18 protein-coding genes are annotated in these 19,246 nt (G+C 71.6%); 11 read left to right on the top strand and 7 right to left on the bottom strand.

Translation table 11 applies throughout. The features are described from left to right. Both ACF08B_RS32715 and ACF08B_RS32710 read right to left on the bottom strand, forming a co-directional pair. Entirely contained in the window at nt 1–1,098 is a 1,098-nt protein-coding gene (locus tag ACF08B_RS32715) for an ABC transporter substrate-binding protein (protein WP_392320691.1), read from the bottom strand. Nucleotides 1,099–1,265: 167 nt separating this feature from the next. Next, on the bottom strand, nt 1,266–2,279 hold the full coding sequence (locus ACF08B_RS32710; RefSeq protein ID WP_093480133.1) for a LacI family DNA-binding transcriptional regulator: 1,014 nt from the start codon (nt 2,277–2,279) through the stop codon (nt 1,266–1,268). 160 nt (nt 2,280–2,439) lie between these two features. Between ACF08B_RS32710 and ACF08B_RS32705 the strand changes: the two genes are divergently transcribed. Beyond that, nucleotides 2,440–5,040, top strand: coding sequence for a PA14 domain-containing protein (locus ACF08B_RS32705; protein ID WP_392320690.1), 2,601 nt, complete (start codon nt 2,440–2,442; stop codon nt 5,038–5,040). A gap of 87 nt (nt 5,041–5,127) precedes the next feature. On the opposite strand, the gene ACF08B_RS32700 is transcribed toward ACF08B_RS32705, so the two are convergent. Next, nucleotides 5,128–5,349: a hypothetical protein gene (locus tag ACF08B_RS32700; RefSeq protein ID WP_392320689.1), complete on the bottom strand. Its 222-nt coding sequence runs from the start codon at nt 5,347–5,349 to the stop codon at nt 5,128–5,130. Nucleotides 5,350–5,463: 114 nt separating this feature from the next. Then, nucleotides 5,464–5,589 carry a hypothetical protein gene (locus tag ACF08B_RS32695; RefSeq protein ID WP_392320688.1) on the bottom strand — a complete coding sequence of 42 codons (126 nt, stop codon included), beginning with the start codon at nt 5,587–5,589 and terminating at the stop codon, nt 5,464–5,466. Between the two features lie 85 nt (nt 5,590–5,674). On the opposite strand from ACF08B_RS32695, the gene ACF08B_RS32690 reads away from it, so the two are divergent. The 5 genes from ACF08B_RS32690 (at nt 5,675) to ACF08B_RS32670 (ending at nt 11,100) form a co-directional block, all read left to right on the top strand. Further along, nucleotides 5,675–6,871 carry an exo-beta-N-acetylmuramidase NamZ domain-containing protein gene (locus tag ACF08B_RS32690; RefSeq protein ID WP_392320687.1) on the top strand — a complete coding sequence of 399 codons (1,197 nt, stop codon included), beginning with the start codon at nt 5,675–5,677 and terminating at the stop codon, nt 6,869–6,871. An 80-nt stretch (nt 6,872–6,951) separates the two neighbouring features. Further along, nucleotides 6,952–7,941: a GNAT family N-acetyltransferase gene (locus ACF08B_RS32685; RefSeq protein WP_392320686.1), complete on the top strand. Its 990-nt coding sequence runs from the start codon at nt 6,952–6,954 to the stop codon at nt 7,939–7,941. After that, nucleotides 7,938–9,278 carry an ABC transporter substrate-binding protein gene (locus tag ACF08B_RS32680; protein WP_392320685.1) on the top strand — a complete coding sequence of 447 codons (1,341 nt, stop codon included), beginning with the start codon at nt 7,938–7,940 and terminating at the stop codon, nt 9,276–9,278. Before ACF08B_RS32685 ends, ACF08B_RS32680 begins: the two co-directional genes overlap by 4 nt. Next, nucleotides 9,272–10,234, top strand: coding sequence for a carbohydrate ABC transporter permease (locus tag ACF08B_RS32675; protein ID WP_392320684.1), 963 nt, complete (start codon nt 9,272–9,274; stop codon nt 10,232–10,234). Before ACF08B_RS32680 ends, ACF08B_RS32675 begins: the two co-directional genes overlap by 7 nt. Next, nucleotides 10,231–11,100, top strand: a complete 870-nt coding sequence (locus ACF08B_RS32670) for a carbohydrate ABC transporter permease (RefSeq protein ID WP_392320683.1) — start codon at nt 10,231–10,233, stop codon at nt 11,098–11,100. The genes ACF08B_RS32675 and ACF08B_RS32670 overlap by 4 nt, the downstream gene beginning before the upstream one ends. A 3-nt stretch (nt 11,101–11,103) precedes the next feature. On the opposite strand, the gene ACF08B_RS32665 is transcribed toward ACF08B_RS32670, so the two are convergent. Continuing rightward, the gene (locus tag ACF08B_RS32665) at nt 11,104–11,847 is read right to left on the bottom strand and encodes a response regulator (RefSeq protein WP_392320682.1); all 744 of its coding nucleotides are present in this window, start codon (nt 11,845–11,847) and stop codon (nt 11,104–11,106) included. 130 nt (nt 11,848–11,977) lie between these two features. After that, nucleotides 11,978–12,634 carry a CBS domain-containing protein gene (locus ACF08B_RS32660; RefSeq protein ID WP_392320681.1) on the bottom strand — a complete coding sequence of 219 codons (657 nt, stop codon included), beginning with the start codon at nt 12,632–12,634 and terminating at the stop codon, nt 11,978–11,980. 210 nt (nt 12,635–12,844) lie between these two features. Here ACF08B_RS32660 and ACF08B_RS32655 point away from each other — a divergent pair, with 210 nt between their 5' ends. The 4 genes from ACF08B_RS32655 to ACF08B_RS32640 all read left to right on the top strand — a co-directional run bounded on the left by ACF08B_RS32655 (nt 12,845) and on the right by ACF08B_RS32640 (nt 16,547). Beyond that, on the top strand, nt 12,845–13,759 hold the full coding sequence (locus tag ACF08B_RS32655; RefSeq protein WP_392320790.1) for a universal stress protein: 915 nt from the start codon (nt 12,845–12,847) through the stop codon (nt 13,757–13,759). A 23-nt stretch (nt 13,760–13,782) separates the two neighbouring features. Further along, the gene (locus tag ACF08B_RS32650) at nt 13,783–14,694 is read left to right on the top strand and encodes a universal stress protein (RefSeq protein WP_392320680.1); all 912 of its coding nucleotides are present in this window, start codon (nt 13,783–13,785) and stop codon (nt 14,692–14,694) included. Nucleotides 14,695–14,780: 86 nt separating this feature from the next. Then, nucleotides 14,781–15,851: a zinc-dependent alcohol dehydrogenase family protein gene (locus tag ACF08B_RS32645; protein WP_392320679.1), complete on the top strand. Its 1,071-nt coding sequence runs from the start codon at nt 14,781–14,783 to the stop codon at nt 15,849–15,851. A 21-nt stretch (nt 15,852–15,872) separates the two neighbouring features. After that, on the top strand, nt 15,873–16,547 hold the full coding sequence (locus ACF08B_RS32640; protein ID WP_392320678.1) for a helix-turn-helix domain-containing protein: 675 nt from the start codon (nt 15,873–15,875) through the stop codon (nt 16,545–16,547). Nucleotides 16,548–16,641: 94 nt separating this feature from the next. Here the strand turns inward: ACF08B_RS32640 and ACF08B_RS32635 are convergent, their stop codons facing one another. Beyond that, nucleotides 16,642–17,100, bottom strand: a complete 459-nt coding sequence (locus tag ACF08B_RS32635; protein ID WP_392320677.1) for a pyridoxamine 5'-phosphate oxidase family protein — start codon at nt 17,098–17,100, stop codon at nt 16,642–16,644. 336 nt (nt 17,101–17,436) lie between these two features. On the opposite strand from ACF08B_RS32635, the gene ACF08B_RS32630 reads away from it, so the two are divergent. Further along, the gene (locus ACF08B_RS32630) at nt 17,437–19,155 is read left to right on the top strand and encodes a GAF domain-containing protein (RefSeq protein WP_392320676.1); all 1,719 of its coding nucleotides are present in this window, start codon (nt 17,437–17,439) and stop codon (nt 19,153–19,155) included. Nucleotides 19,156–19,246 lie beyond the last annotated feature (91 nt).

Genomic DNA, 19,246 nt, shown 5'->3' with positions numbered 1-19,246 from the left:
TCAGTAGGCCTTGCCCAGGTCGGACTTGGCGTTGCTCTCGGTGTAGGAGCTGTCCTGGATGACGATGTCCTGAGACACCTTCCGGCCCTGGGTGAAGGTGTCCAGGGTCTGGAACGCCAGCGGCCCGAAGCGCGGGTTGGACTCGACGACGCCGTCGATCCAGCCGTCCACGATGCCCTGCACGGCGTTGCGGGTGCCGTCGATCGTCACGATCTTGACCTCGCCGGGCTTCTTGCCGGCCCCCTTGAGGGCGTTGACGGCGCCGAGTCCCATCTCGTCGTTCTCGGCGTAGACCCCCTTGATCCCCGGCTTGGACTGGATCAGGTTCTCGGTGACGGACTGCCCCTTCTCGCGGGCGAAGTCACCGGTCTGCCGGAAGACGATCTTGAGCCCGGGCGCCTTCTCCTTGATGCGGTCCTCGAAGCCCTTGGTGCGTTCGGTGGTGACGTTGTTGCCCGCCGCGCCGAGCAGGATGGCGATCTCGCCCTTGCCGCCGGTCGCTTCGATCATCTGGTCGGCGGCCCGCTTGCCCTGCTCGACGAAGTCGGAGCCGATGAAGCTCACATAGTCCTTGCAGGCGGTGGCGTTGATCTTCCGGTCGATGGTCACGATGGGAATGTGCTTGGCCGAGGCGGCGCGCAGCACCGGCTCCCACCCGTCGGAGTTGAGCGGGGCGATGACCAGCAGGTCGGCACCCTTGGCGATGAGGTCCTGGACGTCGCTGATCTGCTTCGAGAACTGCGACTGGGCGTTGGCGGTGAGGAGTTCGACGCCCCGCTTCTTCGCCTCCGCCTTGATCGAGGCGGTCTCCGCGATGCGGAACGGGTTGGCCTCCTTCTCGGACTGGGAGAAGCCCACGGTGGCGGACTTCAGGTCGGTCTTCTCGCCGCCGTACGCGTCGATGGCGCAGGTCGGTCCGGATCCGCCGCTGGGCGAGGCGACGACCTGGCCGGAATCGGTGTTCTGGGAGGCGCTCTTGTCACCGCCGGAGTCGTCCTCGGACTTGGCGCATCCGGCCACGAGGGCCAGGCTCGTGACGAGGCCGGCGGTGAGGAGGTTCCGCGCGTGAACGCGGCGCTGTGCTGCGATGGGCTTCATGAAAGTCCCCAAACGGCGTGGCCCCGGCGCACTGGGAGCGCTCTCGGGGTCGGACGGCTCTTGCGGTCAACTCGATGTGCACGTCGTTCGGGGAGGTTTTTACATCGTTGGAAGAGTGGTGTAAACCCCTCCCGCTCGAACTCCGGGCCACAGCGCCGGCGCCACCGTCAACGCCGGCCCAGGGTGCTCTCCCGCTCCACCAGCCGGAATTCCGCGCTCAGTTCACGTCCGCCGGTCTCGCCGCGGCCCGACAGGCTGCGCAGCAGCGACGCCACGGCCATCCGTGCGATGGCCTGCTTGTCCGGCGAGATCGTGGTCAGCGACACGGCACCGAACCGGCCCTCCGCGATGTCGTCGAACCCGACCACGGCGACGTCCCAGGGCACCCGCAACCCCCGCTCGTGCAGCACCCGCATCGCCCCGATCGCGATCAGGTCGTTGAGCGCGAACACCCCGTCGGGCCGTACCCCCGAGTCGAGCAGCTGGGCCATGGCACGGGCGCCGTCGTCCCGGTCCCAGCCGCCGACCGGGACCACCAGGTCGTCCGGCGCGGGCACCCCCGCGGCGGCCAACTCCTGCCGCCAGCCGAGGAGTCGCAGGTCGGCGGGCCGGTTGGCGGCATCGGTCCGCGCGCCCAGGTAGGCGATCCGGGTACGGCCCCGGCCCAGCAGGTGCCGGACGGCGACCCTCGCCGCGGTCACGTTGTCGATGACGATGTGGTCGTGCGGTGTGTCGTACTCGCGCTCGCCGAGCAGCACGAGCGGCACGTCGTCGGACCGCCCCTGCAGGTCCTCGGCCTCCAGCTCCAGCGGGCTCAGGATCAGTCCGTCGATCACCCGGGCCCGAAACCCCTGGCTGACCAGGACTTCCTGCTCGCGTCTGCCACGTGTGTGATCGAGCAGCACCGTGAACTCGTGCTCCGCCGCCGCGTCGATGACCGCGCTCGCCAGCTCCGCGAAGTACGGGTTGCCGAGCTCCGGGACGGCGAGCGCGATGATGCCGGTGCGGCCCTTGCGCAGGTGCCGCGCGGTCAGGTTGGGCCGGTAGCCGAGTTCGTCGATGGCCTCCTGGACCCGGGCCCGCATCCCCGGTGTGACGTGCGGATAGTTGTTCACGACATTCGACACGGTCTTGATCGAGACACCGGCCCGTTCGGCCACGTCTTTCAGACTCACCCGCAAGGGAACTCCTCGACGTCGACGGAGGCTCCGGGGGGCGGAGCCTTGTCATGACCCTGGACAGCGGCCGGGAGCCGTGCTCTCATGCCAACTGCCGTTGCTTCCAACGTTGTACAGACTGAAGCAGTGAGCCGCCACCCTTCCCCTCAGTCAAGGGAGAACCGTGCGCATCAGACCACTCCGACACCGATTGTCCCTTCTGCTCGCCGCGGCCCTGGGCTTCGCCGGGCTGGCCGCGGTACCCGACGCCACGGCCGCGGACAGCACCGAGGTCCATGGCCTCAAGGGCGAGTACTACACCCAGTCCGCCCCCGGAGCCTTCGACTTCGCCCAGCTCAAGGCCACCGGATTCGACCCGCAGCTCGACTTCGGCTCCCTGGAGTCACGCCTGAACTCGGCCACCGGCCAGTCGGACGACGTCAGCGTCCGCTGGACCGGCCGGATCGTCCCGGAGAAGACCGGCGCCACCACCTTCTCGATCACCGGCGACAACGGCTTCCGCCTCTGGGTCGACGGCAAGCTCACCATCGACCACTGGGTCGACGACTGGGACCGCGAACAGACCGGCGCCCCCGTCGAACTGACCGCCGGCAAGGCCTACGACATCAAGGTCGAGTACTTCGAGCACTACGGTGGCTCCAACCTCCACCTGCGCTGGACGCCGCCCGGCGGTACCAAGGCCGCCGTACCGCAGTCGGCGTTCCTGCTGCCCGAGGGCTACGCCTACGACGGCGCCATCGCCACCACCGTCCTGCGGGACGGCCGAACCCTGCGCCTCGACTTCGCGCAGCCCCTCGCGACGCCCGCAAAGGGGCTCACCGACCACCTCGACGCCGTGATCGGCGGCGCGAAGTGGCCCCTGGGCGCCGTCCGGCTCGCCCCGGACGATCCCAAGTCGCTGCTGGTCTCGCTGAAGGAGCCGGTCGTCGGCAACAAGACCGGCACCGCGCCCGGTCTGGCGGACGTCCGCTACGACGGCGAGGGGAGCCTCGCGTCCCAGGACGGCAACGTTGTCAACGCCTTCTGGAGCAGCGGTGCCAACCACTCCACCCACGAGCTGCGCACCAAGTGGGCCGACGAGGTCACCCCGGCCAACGCCCACCGCGAGTACCCGAGGCCCCAGCTCACCCGCGACGCCTGGCAGAACCTCAACGGCAGCTGGCAGTTCGCCGCCGCCAAGGCCGGTGAGCAACCGCCCGTGGGCCGCACCCTCGGTGAGCGGATCCTCGTCCCCTATCCGGTGGAGTCCCAGCTCTCGGGCCTGGAACGGCACGAGGACCGGATGTGGTACCGGCGCACCTTCACGGTCCCGGCCGGCTGGAAGATCGGTGACGGCAAGCGGCTGCAGCTGAACTTCGGTGCCGTCGACTGGCGGGCCGAGGTGTACGTCAACGGCACCAAGGTCGCCGAACACCAGGGTGGCTACGACAAGTTCAGCGCCGACATCACCGACGCCCTCAAGCCGGGCCGCACCCAGGAGCTGATCGTCGGCGTCTACGACCCGACCGACGCGGCGAACGGTGAGAACCCGCCGATCGGCAAGCAGCGCCTCGACCCCAGCGGCATCTGGTACACCCCGACCTCCGGCATCTGGCAGACGGTGTGGCTGGAGCCCGTGGACTCCGACCACGTGGACCAGCTGAAACTCACCCCGAACGTCGACGACGGCACCCTCACGGTCGAACCGCGGGGCACCCGCGACGGCCTGCCGGTCACCGCGACGGCGTACGCCGGAAAGCGCAAGGTGGCCACGGCGACCGGACGCACCGGTGAACCCCTCAGCCTGAAGATCCCGCACGCCCGGCTCTGGTCGCCGGACGACCCGTACCTCTACGACCTGAAGGTGAGTGTCGGCCACGACCGTGTGGGCAGCTACTTCGGGATGCGCTCCATCTCCGTGCAGAAGGTGAACGGCGTCCCGCGCACCGTCCTCAACGGCGAGCCGGTCTTCATGATGGCCACTCTCGACCAGGGATTCTGGCCGGACGGCCTGTACACCGCACCGAGTGACGAGGCCCTCGCCCACGACCTGAAGATGCACAAGAAGATGGGCTTCAACTCCGTCCGCAAGCACATCAAGGTCGAACCCGACCGCTGGTTCTACTGGGCCGACCGGCTCGGCCTGATGGTGTGGCAGGACATGCCGGCGATGACGGCGGGCGTGAACCCCTCCACCCCGGCACGCGCCGAGTACGAGCGCGAGATGAAGCAGATGATCGACGAGCACATCAGCAGCCCGTCCGTCGTCATTTGGGTCGTGTTCAACGAGGGCTGGGGTCAGTACGACATCGGCCGCGTCGCCTCCCAGGCCAAGTCCTGGGACCCCACCCGCCTGGTCAACAACATGTCGGGCCTCAACCTCGGAGCCGACGGCGGGGCCGGTGACATCATGGACGAGCACGGCTATCCGAGCCCCGCACTGCCACCCCGTCCCGACGGGCAGCGAGCCCTGGTCAGCGGCGAGTACGGCGGCCTGGGCCTCGGCATACCGGGCCACGCCTGGTCGGTCCAGCAGTCCTACGTGGACGTCGACCCGACGACGTACACCGACGACTACCTGAAGAAGCTGACCGAGGTCCACGCGCTCGCCTGCCGTGGCGGCAACGGCGCGGTGTACACGCAGATCTCGGACGTCGAGGGCGAGCTCAACGGCCTGCTGACGTACGACCGCAAGGTGGTCAAACCCGATGTGTCCCGGTTGAAGGCGGCACAGACCGCCCTGATCGACGACGCGTCACGACCGGTGCCGGCGGGCTGCGCCTGACACCGGGACGGAACCGCACACGTCATCGGTAGTGGTCGGTCCGCCCACGGCTTCGGTCGTGGGCGGACCGCTGCGCGGCACCGGACGTCAGCCGACCTGCCGGCAGCCGACGGTGGGGTAGATCCGCTGGATCAGGGTGGTGGCCTGGGGTGTCGTCGTGATGGTGAACACCGGGCCGCCGTTGCAGGACCACTTGGTCGTCACCAGTTCGGCCGCCTGGGCGGAGGGCGCCAGCGCGAAGGTGGCGAACACGAGGGCACCGGCGATCGCCGCGAGGCGGACACGAGTGGTGGAGGGGCGCAGCTTCATGACACTCCTTGGTCTCGGCGGACTGCGGACTTCTGACCGCTCTCCCCTCGATTGTTCGGAAACTTTCCGACGGCGGTTGACCGGAATACCCCGATTGGCTCCCCCTTCGCTCTTTCAGGTGCGGTGGTCACCGTCCTGGGCGAAGCCGGGCGTGCCGGCAGCCGGCAGGCGGGCGGCGTCGCCGACCCCCTGCTCGGCGCGCCTCGCGGCCGCCGGGCGGCCCTGTGCGACGCGCGACATTCCGCGGCCACCTTCCCCCTGAACGGGGACGAACCGGTGCAGAATTCCGAGCTGGCGACCATGCCGGCCGGGACGGGGGCAAAGGATGACCACGGAGCACCGCGTCACCGTGACGACCGGGATCGCACGACTGCACGCGTCACCGGGCCTCGCCGGGCCCGGCCGGCTCGGACTCGTCACCAACCACACCGGCGTCCTCCCCGACCTGCGCCCCGCCGCGCCCGCGCTGCTCGAAGCCGGCGCTCGGCTGGCCGCGCTGTTCGGCCCCGAACACGGACTGCACGGAACCGGTCAGGCCGGCGAGAGCGAGGCCGTCCGGACGGACCCCACGACCGGCCTGCCCGTCCACGACACCTACGGCTGCGACGCCGAGCGCCTCGACAAACTGCTCATCGACAGCGGTGTCGACGCACTGGTGTACGACCTCCAGGACGTCGGCGCCAGGTTCTACACCTACGTGTGGACCATGTTCGACCTGATGGTCTCGGCGGCCCGCACCGGCGTACGGTTCGTGGTCGCCGACCGGCCCAATCCGCTCGGCGGGCTGGTCAGCGAGGGCCCGTTGCTGGACCCGGCGTATGCCGGTTTCGTCGGGCGGGCCCCGGTGCCCGTCCGGCACGGGCTCACCTGCGGCGAACTCGCGCGGTACCTGAACACCTCCGCCGTCCTCGACGCGGCGGGCAGCGCCGCCGACTTGACGGTGATCGAAGCGGTCGGCTGGCGGCGAGCGATGGACGCGGAGGCCACCGGCCTGCCGTGGGTCGCGCCCTCGCCGAACATGCCGACCACCGCCACCGCCACCGTCTATCCCGGGACCTGCCTCTTCGAGGGCACGAACCTCTCCGAGGGGCGGGGCACCACCCAGCCCTTCGAGACCGTCGGAGCCCCGTACATCGACGCGCGGTTCGCGCCCGCGCTCGCCGAACTCGCCCTGCCCGGAGTGCACTTCCGCGACCTGCGGTTCGTACCGACCTTCCACAAGCACGCCGGACGGCCGCTGCGCGGCGTCCAGCTCCATGTCACCGACCGCGAGACCTTCGCCCCGGTACGCACCGCCGTCGCGATGCTCGCCACGCTGCGGGACCTGTACCCGGACGACTTCGCCTGGCACACGCCCGACGGCGGCGCGGAGGGGACCGGTCACCGGCACTTCATCGACCTGCTGTGGGGATCCGACCGGTTGCGGCGCGCCGTCGACGCGGGTGACGACCCGCTGAAGCTGTGCGATCCGCCCGCGCCGCCCGCCCGGTGGGCCGGCGGCGACGCACTGCTCTACGCATGAGCGCCGCCGGGTCCTGCGCCCCGCGCGCCCGCCCTGCCCCGCCACCCCCGCCGCCCGTGCACGGAAGGACCACGCCGTCGATGACCGAGCAGATCGACCGAACCACGCACCGCCGGGCCGAGGTCCGCGGCTTCCGCGCGGGTGACGGGCCCCGGTTGGTGCAGACGTGGTGCCGCAGTGCCCCCGCCGACCCCCTCACCCCGGACCGCTTCCGTTCGTCGGTGCTGCTGGACGCCAACTTCGATCCCGAGGGGCTGCGGGTCGCCGTCCACGAGGACCGCCTGGTCGGCGCCGCCTACGCCGTGCGCCGCCGGACACCGATGACCGGCACCGACCTGGAACCCGAGCAGGGCTGGATCCCCTTCTTCTTCGTCGACCCCGCCGCCCGCGGGCAAGGACTCGGCCGCCGGCTGCTGACCGACGCGCTCGACTGGCTGCACGGGCACGGCCGTACCCGGGTGGACTTCTCGTCGTACACCCCGAACTACATCCTGCCCGGCCTGGACGCCGAGACGTATCCGGAGGCCGCCGGACTCCTGGAGTCGGTCGGCTTCCGCACCCTGTACGAGGCGGCGGCCATGGACCGCGGCCTGGTCGGCTACCGCCTGCCGGAGGATGTCGCGCTCCGCCTGGACGAACTGCGGACACTGGGCCACCGGTTCGGCACCCCGTCCGACGACGACCTGGTGGAACTGGTCGCGCTCGCCGGGAACCACTTCAACCCCGACTGGGCCCGCGCGATCCGCGAGTGCCTGGCCGCGGGAACGCCGCTCGACCGGATCGTCTGCGTCCGGGACCCGGCGGGCCGCCTCGTCGGCTGGGCGATGCACGGCGCGTACGAGTCGGCCGACGAGCGGTTCGGCCCCTTCGGTGTGCTGCAGGAGACGCGCGGTACCGGGCTGGGCAAGGTCCTGCTCCACCTGGTCCTGGAGCGGATGCGGGCACGTGGCGCGCACTCCGCGTGGTTCCTGTGGACCGGGGAGCAGTCCCCGGCGGGCCATCTGTACCGCAAGAGCGGCTTCGCCACCACCCGGGTCTTCCGCGTCATGCGCCGGGAGGCCGCACGATGAGACCACCACGCCGCGGCAGCGGCCCGAGCCGCCGGCACTTCGCGCTCGCGCTGCCCTCGGCGCTGCTCACCGCCGGATGCGCCGCACCGCACCAGGGCACCGGACGTCCCGGTGACCCGATCGTCCTCACCCTCCTCTCCCACTACACGAGCGGAGAGCTCAAGGAGGCCCTGCAGAGCCCGGTCGACGAGTGGAACGCCTCGCACGACCGGGTCAAGGTGCAGACCAAAGCGGTCGAGTTCACCGACCTCCTGACCACGTTCATGGTCCGGCAGGCCGCCGGGCAGGGCGCGGACATCCTCCACCCGTACTGCCTGTGGAACGGCCAGCTCGTCCAGGCACGCGTCCTGCGAACCGCCCCGCCCGAGCACGCAGAGGAGATCCGACGCGGATACGGCGAGGCCGCCGTCCGCTCAGCGTCGATCGAGGGCAGGATCTACGGCTATCCCACCGAGGTGCAGACGTACGCCCTCTACTACAACAGACGACTGCTCCGCGAGGCCGGGATCACCCGTCCTCCGCGCACCTGGCGGGAGTTGGAGGAGACGGCCCACCGCACCGCCGCGCGCGACCGCTACGGCAACACGCTGGTCCAGGGGTTCGGGCTGTCGACCTACGACGACTCCACCACCGTCGGCCAGACACTCGCCCTGCTCAACGCCGCCGGCGGAACCTTCGTCTCCGCGGACGGCAGGAGCACCGCCATCGACTCGCCCGCCGGCCGGGCCGTGTTCGACCTGGAGCACCGCCTCATCGCCGAAGGGGCGAGCGCCCCCGGCATCAACGTCTACAAGGCTTTCGCGTCCGGACAGGTGGCCATGGTGATCAGCGCCGGCTGGTGGACCGCGAACCTCAAGTCACTGATGGGCAACGCCTATCGGGACGTCGGGGTCGCACCCGTGCCCGTCCCCCGCATCGGCGACACGAACGCCACGCTCTCCACCGGCTTCATGCTGGGCGTCAACGCCGCCGCCCGACACCCCCGGGAAGCCTGGGACTTCCTGCGCTGGCTCAACACCGACAGGACGCGCGCCGGCCACACCGCACAGCACACGACAGCTACCAGGATGAGCTCCCTGCAGGTCTCGGTCGGTTCCCTGACCGGCCGCGCCGACGACATGCACGCCCTCCTCGGCCAGGGCGGTGACCCGAACCTGCGCCCGTTCCTCGACGCGCTGGCGTACTCGGTGCCCGAGCCGAACGGGCCGGGCGCCCAGCAGGCCAAGTCGCTGCTGCGCAAGAACATCGAGGCGCTGTGGACCGGCCAGCAGTCGGTCGACGAGGCCCTGCGCACCACCCGCCGACAGGTCGACCAGGAGGTGTCGCGCTCGTGGTGAACACCCTGACGCCGGAGACGACCGGGCGGCCGGCGCACACCGCGCCCGTCACCGAGCCGGCCGTCGACCGCCGCGGCCGGAGCCGACGCCGCCAGGCCACGGTCGCGTACCTCTTCCTGGCACCGACGCTGCTGTTCTTCGCCGTCTTCCTCATTCTGCCGCTCGGCTTCGCGCTGCTGCTGTCGATGTCCCGCTGGGCGGGGTTCGACCTCGGCGACATCGATCCGGTGGGCCCGGACAACTTCACCGGCCTCTTCTCCGCCGGCTCGACGTTCCTGACGCCGATCCTCACCAACACCCTGCTGTTCGCCCTGGGCACCGTGACCCTCGCCCTCGCCGGCTCCCTGCTCGTCGCCACCTGCATCGACAAGCTCCGCTTCCAGGGACTGTGGCGCACCCTGTACTTCCTCCCGATCGTCACCACCGTCGTCGCCGTCGGCAACGTGTGGAAGTACATGTACGAGCCGGGCGGTCTGGTCAACGGCGTCCTCAACGCCCTCGGTCTCGGCTCGGTGGCCTTCCTCCAGGACCCGGACACCGCCCTGCCCTCGGTCGTGGTCGTCCAGGCGTGGGCCTCGGTGGGCTCGGCGATCCTCATCCTCACCGCGGGACTGAAGTCCGTCCCCGAGTCGTACTACGAGGCAGCCGCGCTCGACGGGGCCGGGCCCGTCACCGTCCTGTGGAAGATCACACTGCCGCTGCTGCGCCCCTCCCTGCTGTTCGTGTGCGTCACCCAGTTCCTCACCGGCCTGCAGTCGTTCGCGCTGATCATCGTGATGACCAAGGGCGGCCCGGGGGACGCCACCAACGTGGCCGCGCTGGAGATGTACCGGCAGGCCTTCTCGTACGGCGACTGGGGCACCGCGAGCGCCGCCGCCTTCGTGCTGTTCGTGGTGGTCCTCGCGGTCACCCTGGTGCAGCTGTGGATCTTCCGGCGCAAGGGAGAGGACGCATGATCCGCCGCCGATTCCCCTGGTTCTCCTACCTGTTGGTCGTGACCGGCGCCGTGCTCACGGTGGTGCCGTTCCTCGACATGGTGATGACGTCCTTCAAGGGGCCCGGTGAGTCCGGCACGCTGCCGTACCATTTCCTGCCCGAGGCGTTCGACCTGTCCAACTACCGCGCGGCGGTCGACCAGCTCGACCTGCCCGTGCTCTTCCGCAACAGCGTCGTCGCGACCGCCGTGATCACCGGGTCGGTCCTGCTCACCTCGTCCCTCGCCGGCTACGCGCTGGCCAAACTCCACTTCCCCGGGCGGGACTTCGTCTTCCGGCTCGTGCTGTCGACGATGATGTTCCCGCCGTTCCTCTTCTTCATCCCGCACTTCCTGATCCTGGTGCACTGGCCGCTGGCGGGCGGCAACGACCTCTTCGGCCGCGGCGGCGCCGGCCTCACCGTCAGCATCGTGGCGCTCGCCGTGCCGTTCCTCGTCAACGGCTTCGGCATCTTCCTGATGCGGCAGTTCATGGTCTCCATCCCCGACGAGGTGCTGGAGGCGGCACGCATCGACGGCGCCGGGGAGTTCACCGTGTGGTGGCGGATCGTCGTGCCGCAGACCAAACCGGTCATGGTGACACTCGGACTGCTGACCTTCGTGGACGGCTGGAACGAGTACATCTGGGCGCTGCTGGTGTCGACGGCCAACCCGGACGTGATGACACTCCCCGTCGGTATCCAGCTCCTCCAGGACTACGTCGACCCGACCCGCACGATGCCCATCGTCATGGCGGGCCTCGTCGTGAGCATCCTGCCGGTCCTGGTGCTCTTCCTGCTGCTGCAGAAGTACTACATCCGCGGCGTCATGCTCAGCGGCCTCAAATAGCGGTCACCGGGACGTGCGGTCCCGCGCCTGATGGGCGTCACGAGCGCGCCGCACGTCGTGCGGGTCGGCTCCGTGCGTGTCCAGCTGGGAGGCGAGAACCGCCGCCTGGACGCGGCGCTGCACACCGAGTTTCGCCAGCAGCCGCGAGATGTGGTTCTTGACGGTCTTCTCCGACAGGAACAGCCGCTTGCCGATCTCGCGGTTGGTCAGACCGTCACCGATCAGCGTGAGGATGTCCCGCTCCCGCGGAGAGAGGCCGGCCAGCTCCGGAGGCAGCGACGGGGCCGCGGCCGGGTCCGTGCGCAGGGAGCGCATCAGACGGGCGGTCGTCGCCGGATCTAGCATCGACTGGCCCGACGCCACCGTGCGCACCGCCGACACCAGGTCCGAGCCCTTGATCTGCTTCAGGACGTATCCGGCCGCGCCGGCCATGATCGCGTCCAGCAGCGCCTCCTCGTCGTCGAACGAGGTCAGCATCAGACACGCAAGCCCGGGCATCCGGTCGCGCAGCTCCCGGCAGACCGAGATGCCGTCGCCGTCCGGCAGCCGCACGTCGAGGACGGCCACGTCGGGGCGCAGGGCGGGGCCCCGGGCGAGCGCGTGCTCGGCGGTGTCCGCGTCGCCCACCACGGAGATGTCCGGTTCGGCGTCGAGAAGGTCCGACAGGCCGCGCCGCACCACCTCGTGGTCGTCGAGCAGGAACACACGGATCGGGTGCTGCTCGCTGAAGACGCGCGTCTCGGTCATGGCGATCCCACGTTTCGCGGACGACGACAGCCTGCCGACTGCCCCTTGCGGACCGATCATCGCCGGTCGGCGCCGGTCGCACCAGGGCCGACCGGCCCCAGTCGCACCGCGGCCCGGCGACGCCCCGCCGCTAGTGCGTCACCCTGTCGTGGGCCAGGTCGAACTCCACGTCCACGACCCCTTCGACGGCCCTGATCAGACGGGCCGCCACGGGAACGAGGGCGGTGTCGCGGATCCTGCCGGTCAGCGTCACTACACCGTCGTGCACCTCCACCCGCACGGCCGACGCCGGCGGCGGGAAGAGGTACACCGCGACCTCGCGCCGTACCTCCTCGGCGATGTCCTCGTCGTCGCGCAGGAACACCTTGAGCAGGTCGGCGCGGCTGACGACACCCGCCAGCATGTCGTCGTCGTCCACCACCGGCAGCCTCTTGACGCCCGCGCGCGCCATCATCCGCGCGGCCTCGGCGAGGGTGGCGTCGGCGTGCACCGTGACGGCGGGCGAGGACATGAGGTCCCCGGCGGTGAGGGCATCGGCCTTCGCCACGTCCACGGGTTGGCGCAGCTCCAGATAGGCCCGGTCGGGGCCGTCCCGCAACTCCTCCTTCGGGAGCAGGTCGGCCTCGGACACCACGCCGACCACCCGGCCCTCACCCTCGATCACGGGCAGGGCGCTGACCCGCCAGTCCTGCATCAGATGCACGACCTCCTTGAACGGGGCCCGGCGGCCGACGGCGGCGACCGTCAAGGTCATCACGTCACTGACGATGTGCGGGAAGCCGTGCATGGTCACTCCACAAGCGCCTCGACGATGTCCGGCTCCTTCCAGGGTGGGCCGAGAAGCCGGAAGGTGCCATGGGCCGCCCGGCCCCCGCCCGCCCGCCGGCTTCCGCGCCACGGCGGGCCGATCGGCCCCCGATGGGGCCGTGTGGCCCCTGACCCCGCCGCCCGCCCCGGCGCCACGCTGGTGGGGGACGCGGACCCCGAGGAGGAGACCATGGCGCCGACCGTCACCGTGGGCCTCGACGACTCGCCCGAGAGCCGGGCCGCGGCCGAGTGGGCGGCCCGCGAGGCGCTCCTGCGCCGTCTGCCCCTCGAGATCGTCCTCGTCCAGGAGCCGTCGTCCAGGAGGGTGGCCCGGACACCGCTGCTGGACCTGGAGAAGTACCGGCGGTGGGCCGAGCGGACGGCACACGAGTCCGCCGAGGGCATTCGGCTCCGCCACCCCGGCCTCGACGTGACCGCCGAGGTGCTCACCGGGACCGTGGCCGACGTCCTGTGCGAGGCCGCGGGCCACGCCGAGTTGCTGGTGCTGGGTTCGCGAGGCCTCGGCCGGCTCGGCGGCCATCTCGTCGGATCGGTCGCCCTCGCCGTCGTCGCCCGTGCCGAGCGCCCGGTGGTGCTGGTGCGCGCGGGGGAGCAGGCCGCCGACGAACACCTGCCGGACCCGGCGGGCGTGCCCTCCGCGGCGGCGCCCTACCGGCCCGTGGTCCTCGGCCTCGACCTCGACCGCCCGGACGGCACACTCACGGAGTTCGCCTTCGACGCCGCCGCACGCCGCCGAGCACCCCTGCGGGCGGTCCACGCCTGGCCCGAGCCGCCGACCTCCTTCCACGACCTCGACGACGTCCCCGGTGACGTCGACGTCCACGACTCGCTCGAACGCGGACAGGCGGCCCTGCTGACCAGGACGCTCCAGCCATGGCGGCAGAAGTTCACCGACGTCGAGGTGATCGAGGCGAGCCGGTGCGGCAGCGCCGCACAGGTCCTCGTCGCCGCCTCCCACGACGCCTCGCTGGTGGTCGTCGGCCGGCGCGTGCGCACGGGTCTGTTCGGCGCCCACATCGGCCATGTCACCCAGGCCGCCCTCCACCACGTCGCCGCGCCCGTCGCGGTCGTCCCGCACGGTTGACCGTCCCCGAGGAGTGAGAAGCCATGAGCGCAGCAACCGCACATGCCTTCGGCGAACCCCTGGACCTCCCGATGGTCGTCGGCGTCGACGGCTCCGAGCCGAGCCTGCGCGCCGTGGACTGGGCCGCCGACGAGGCGGCCCTGCGCGGCGCATCGCTCCGCCTGGTGCACGCCTCCCTGTGGGAGCGGTACGAGGGCACCACTCCCACCGCCGACACCGAGGAGCCGTCCGAGGAGCTGATGGCCGAGGACGTCGTCGAGGGCGCGGAACGGCGCGCCCACCGCCGGCAGCCCGCCGTCAAGGTCTTCACCGACGTGCTGCCCGAAGAGCCGGAGTACGCCCTGACACGGGAGAGCCGCAGCGCCCTCCTGCTGGTCCTCGGCTGCCGTGGCCGCAGCGGCATGGCCGAGGCGCTTCTCGGCTCGGTCAGCGTCGCGGTGGCCGGCCACGCCCACTGCCCGGTCATCGTGCTGCGCGCGAACCACTCCGGCGAGGCCCGCCCGCAAGCCCACGGCCGGATCGTCCTGGGGGTGGGCGACAGCCCCGCGGGCTCGGCCGCCGTGCGCTTCGCGGTCGAGGAGTCCCTGCTGCGCGGGGTCCCGCTGGAGGCCGTACGGGCGTGGCGCCCACGGCACCCGTTCGAGCAGCACGCACAGCCGCCGACCACCGGCGGTCCGGCCCATCCGCGGGAGCGACAGGCCAGGGACCTGGTCGAGGAGGCCCTTCACGACTCTCCGGCCGGCCTCCAGGCACGATGCCGTACGGTCGAGGGCCGCGCCCAGGACGTCCTGCCGGCCGCCGCGCACGGAGCCGACCTGCTCGTCGTCGGCGCCCGGCGCCGCCCGGGCCACTTCGGGCTCCAGCTCGGCCGGGTCGCCCATGGGGCACTCCACCACGCGGACTGCCCCGTCGCCGTCGTACCCGAGCCGGCCTGAGACGGCGACCGGACCCGGCGCCGCGACGGTCCCGCACCCGCCCCGCCGGCCCACGGACAGCACACCGAAACAGGGTGAGGAGCAGCATGAAAGGCTTCGTCTTCCACGGTCCCGGACAGGCGTCCTGGCAGGACGTCCCGGATCCGGCCGTCAAGGAACCCACCGACGCGATCGTGCAGGTCGACGCCGTGACCATCTGCGGAACGGACCTCCACATCCTCAAGGGCGACGTCCCCGAGGTCCGCCCCGGCACGGTGCTCGGCCACGAAGCCGTCGGGGAGATCGTCGAGGTCGGCGGCGACGTGCGGACCGTACGCCCCGGGGACCGGGTGCTGGTCTCCTGCATCACCTCGTGCGGACGGTGCAGGTTCTGCCGGGACGGCTCCTACGGCCAGTGCCGGGGCGGCGGGGGCTGGATCCTCGGCCACCTCGTCGACGGCACCCAGGCCGAGTACGTCCGGGTGCCGCACGCCGACCTCTCCGTACACCCCCTGCCCGCCTCCGTTCCCGGTCAGGACGCCGTCCTGCTCGCCGACATCTTCCCGACGTCCTACGAAGTGGGTGTCCTCAACGGGCAGGTGCGTCCAGGGGACACCGTCACCATCGTCGGGGCGGGCCCCATCGGACTCGCGGCGATCGCCACGGCACGTCTGTTCGCGCCCGAGCGGATCATCTCCGTCGACCTGGCCCCGGCCCGGCTGGAGGCCGCCCATCGCCTCGGCGCCGACGCCGTGGCGGACGCGAACGAGGACCCCGGCCAGCTGGTCGCCGACCTGACCGACGGTCTCGGCGCCGACGTGGTGATCGAGGCGGTCGGTGTGCCGGAGAGCTTCGAACTGTGCACCCGTATGGTCCGGCCCGGCGGGCACGTCGCCAACGTCGGTGTCCACGGCGGACCGGCCACGCTCCACCTCGAAGACCTGTGGATCAGGAACGTGACCATCACGACCGGCCTGGTGGACACCTACTCCACCCCCACCCTGCTCCGGATGGCCGCCGCGGGGCGGCTGCCGACCCGGCAACTCGTCACCCACACCTTCCCGCTGGACCACATGGAGGAGGCCTACGAGGTCTTCGCCAGGGCCGCCGACACCGGCGCGCTGAAAGTCGTGCTCGGTCCGGAGCAGCACGCGGAAGTGGCCGTCCCCGCGGCCTGATCGAGAAGGAGCGTGACGGCCATGACCGAACGGACGAGCGCACACACGACGACCGAGGCACCCCTCGGTGATCTGGGCCGCCGCCTGGCCACCCGGCGCGCCCGCCTCGGCCTGACGCGCGGGCAGACGGCCGCACGGGCCGGCATGGACGCCGGCTACCTCCGCTACCTGGAGGAGCACCCCGGCGCCGCCCCCGGCACCGGGGTGCTGCACCGGCTGGCCGAGGCCCTGGAGACCACCGTCACCGAGCTGACCGGCGGCGCCCTCGACACACCGCCCGGCTCCGGACGCGCCGCCCGCGAACCCCGCCTCACCGAGCTGAGCGCCACCGAGTGCCAGGCGCTGCTCGGCTCGCACGGAGTGGGGAGGCTCGCGGTCCCCACCGGCTCGGGTCCGGAGATCCTGCCGGTCAACTACAGCGTCGTGGACGGTGCAATCGTCTTCCGGACCGCGGCCGGCTCCCCGGCCGCGCCGGCCGACGGCCGCCGGGTGGCCTTCGAGGTCGACCGCATCGACGACGCCTTCAGCCAGGGCTGGAGCGTCCTGGTACGCGGAGTCGCGCGCACCGTGACGGACCCCGAGCGACGACGCCACTACGCCGAGCGGGCACACAGCAGGCCGTGGGTGGGCGGTGTGCGCGAGGTGTGGATCCGGATCGAGCCCGACGTCGTCTCGGGACGCCGGATCACCGTATGAGCGCAGCGGTACGAGGACGCGGCCGCCCGGCACGCGTACGGCCGCACCGCCGTGGACGCGCGCGGTACCCGCAGGGCGTCAGCCGACCGCCGTGTCAGCCGACCGTCGGCGCCGTCTCAGCGGCCCCCGCCAGGCGGACCCCCGCGACCAGCTCGGGGCGGATGCGCACCGCCTGGTCCATGCCCTCGGAGGGGACCCAGGGCTGCAACAGCGTCTGGAGGCGGGCCAGTTCGGACGGATCGGTCACCAGGCGCGCGTAACCGGTGACGACCACGCTCCAGCCGAGATGGGTGTCTGGATCGATGACATCGGCCTCGTACGCCACGACCACTCCCGCGCCGTCGGCCTCCTGAGCGTGCGCCGTCAGTGCCGCGCCCTCATGGGTGCGGATGACGATGTCCCCGCGGTCCAGGACGTGGTTGACGGGGCGGACGGTGGGCAGGGCCTGCCGGGTGAAGACGATCCTCCCCAGGGACACGCTGCCCAGCAACCGCAGCGCCTCGGCGGAGTCGAGGTCGATACGCCGGCGCACCGGGTCGTGGTGAGGAGTCATGGCCTGCTTCTCCAGGAGGGGGCAACTGTCCCGCCGGCGTGGCCCGTTGCTTCGCGGGTGCCGGGGCGCGGTCGCGGAGACCGGGGCATTCTGCGGGCGGAGCGACACCGCGGGGGACCGGCGCCGCTCCTGTCCTCACTGTCGTCCACGGCGCACCCGCCCTCCAGTGCCGGTCGGACCTGATGGGGGGCCGTACGTCCCCCCGACTGGGCGGCCGAACCGGACCGGCGGGCCCCACTCGGGGCGGCCGCGCTGCCGGGTACCGCCGGCGAAGGCTACTGTGGCAGTGACCCCGACAGTCCACCCTTCGCGCGCGAGGGGACACGGAGGCACGTGGTGGCACACCCGGAGGAGTCCCGCGTTCGGCTGCCGCAGCTCAAGCTCGACGAGTTGCTGGAGGAACTGCAGGCCCGGATCAACGCGGCCAGGGGCACGCAGAAGAGGGTGCACAGCCTGCTGGAGGCGGTGCTCTCCGTCGGCCGGGAACTGGACCTCGAACAGGCACTGCACTCCATCGTGGAGGCGGCCGCCGTGCTCGTCGACGCCGAGTACGGCGCCCTGGGCGTCATCGGCCCCGACGGACGATCCCTGTCGGCCTTCCACACCGTGGGCGTGAGCGAGGCGCGGATCGCCGAGATCGGCCCCTTCCCGGAGGGGCACGGCATCCTCGGCGAGGTCATCCGGCACCCGGCGCCGCTCCGGCTGGAGAAGATCGCGCAGCACCCGGCCTCCTACGGCTTCCCGGCCCACCATCCGCCCATGAATACCTTCCTGGGCGTGCCGATCCGGGTCCGTGACCAGGTCTACGGCAACCTCTACCTGACCGAGAAGCGCGGCGGGGCGCAGTTCGACGAGGAGGACGAGTCGGTGCTGTCCACGCTGGCCGTGGCGGCCGGCGTGGCCATCGACAACGCCCGACTGTACGAGGACTCGCGGCTGCGCGAGCGCCGGCTGCTGGCGAACGCCGAGATCAGTCACAGTCTGATGTCCGGCAGCGGTCGGGCCGAGGCCCTCAAGCTGATCGCCGAACGCGCCCGCGAGCTCATGGGCTCGGCACTGGCGGCGGTGGCGATACCGCTGGGCGCGGGTGCGTCCCTCAGTGTGGAGATCGCCGTCGGCATGGACGCGGACGCGCATCGCGGGCTGGTGCTGCCCCCGTCCGGAACGCTGATGGGTCTCGCGTTCGCCGCCGCCGCGCCGGTCGCGTCCGAGGACGTGCAGCGCGACGAGCGGGTCTCCCCGGAGCCGCCGCGCTTCGAGGGGCTGGGCCCTGCCGTCGCCGTCCCCATCGGCACCGGGGAGGGCGGTGCCCGGGGCGTGGTGCTGGTGGCCCGGGAATCCGGCCGGCCGGTGTTCTCCGGCAAGGAGACCGAGATGTTGCAAGGGTTCGCGGCGCAGGCCGCCATCGCGATGGAGCTGGCCGACCGCCGGGAGGACGCCGAGCAGATCGCGGTGCTCCAGGACCGGGACCGTATCGCCCGGGACCTGCACGACCTGGCCATCCAGCGATTGTTCGCCACGGGCATGACCCTGCAGAGCGCGGGGCGCTTCATCGAGCACCCGGAGGCCTCCGAGCGGGTGCTGAGGGCCGTGGACGACCTGGACGAGACCATCAAGATCATCAGGTCGGCCATCTTCGGGCTGCGCTCCCGCACGGGGGGACCCGACGACGGGCTGCGGGCCCGGGTCATGCGCGTGGTGGGGGAGGAGACACCCGTGCTCGGCTTCCCGCCCAGCGTGCGCATGGAGGGCCTGCTGGACACCGATGTCCCGCGCGAGATCGCCGACCACGTCGTGGCCGTCCTGTCCGAGGCACTGACCAACATCGCCCGTCACGCGCACGCCGACCGGGCCCAGGTCGTGCTGACGGCCGGCGGCCGGGAGGTGTCGTTGACGGTGTCGGACAACGGCGTGGGCATCCCGCCCGGCGGCCGGCGCAGCGGGCTGCGCAACATGGCCGAGCGGGCGGAACAGCTGGGCGGGCACTTCGACACGTCCCGCCCGGACGAGGGCGGGGCCATTCTGCGCTGGCGGGTACCGCTACCCGACGCCTAGTACTCCAGCCGTAGTTCGGTATCTGGGCTGGTCAGCGGCCTGGTGGCGTGGAGTGTAGCGGGGCGCCAGGTGGGCGGGACGGACTTCCCCA

The organism is Streptomyces sp. NPDC015139 (assembly GCF_043079785.1).
In the GTDB taxonomy this organism is placed as follows: Bacteria; Actinomycetota; Actinomycetes; order Streptomycetales; family Streptomycetaceae; genus Streptomyces; species Streptomyces albidocamelliae.
Note: the sequence above shows the minus strand (reverse complement) of the source record. Positions and strands in the feature narration are given on the sequence as shown.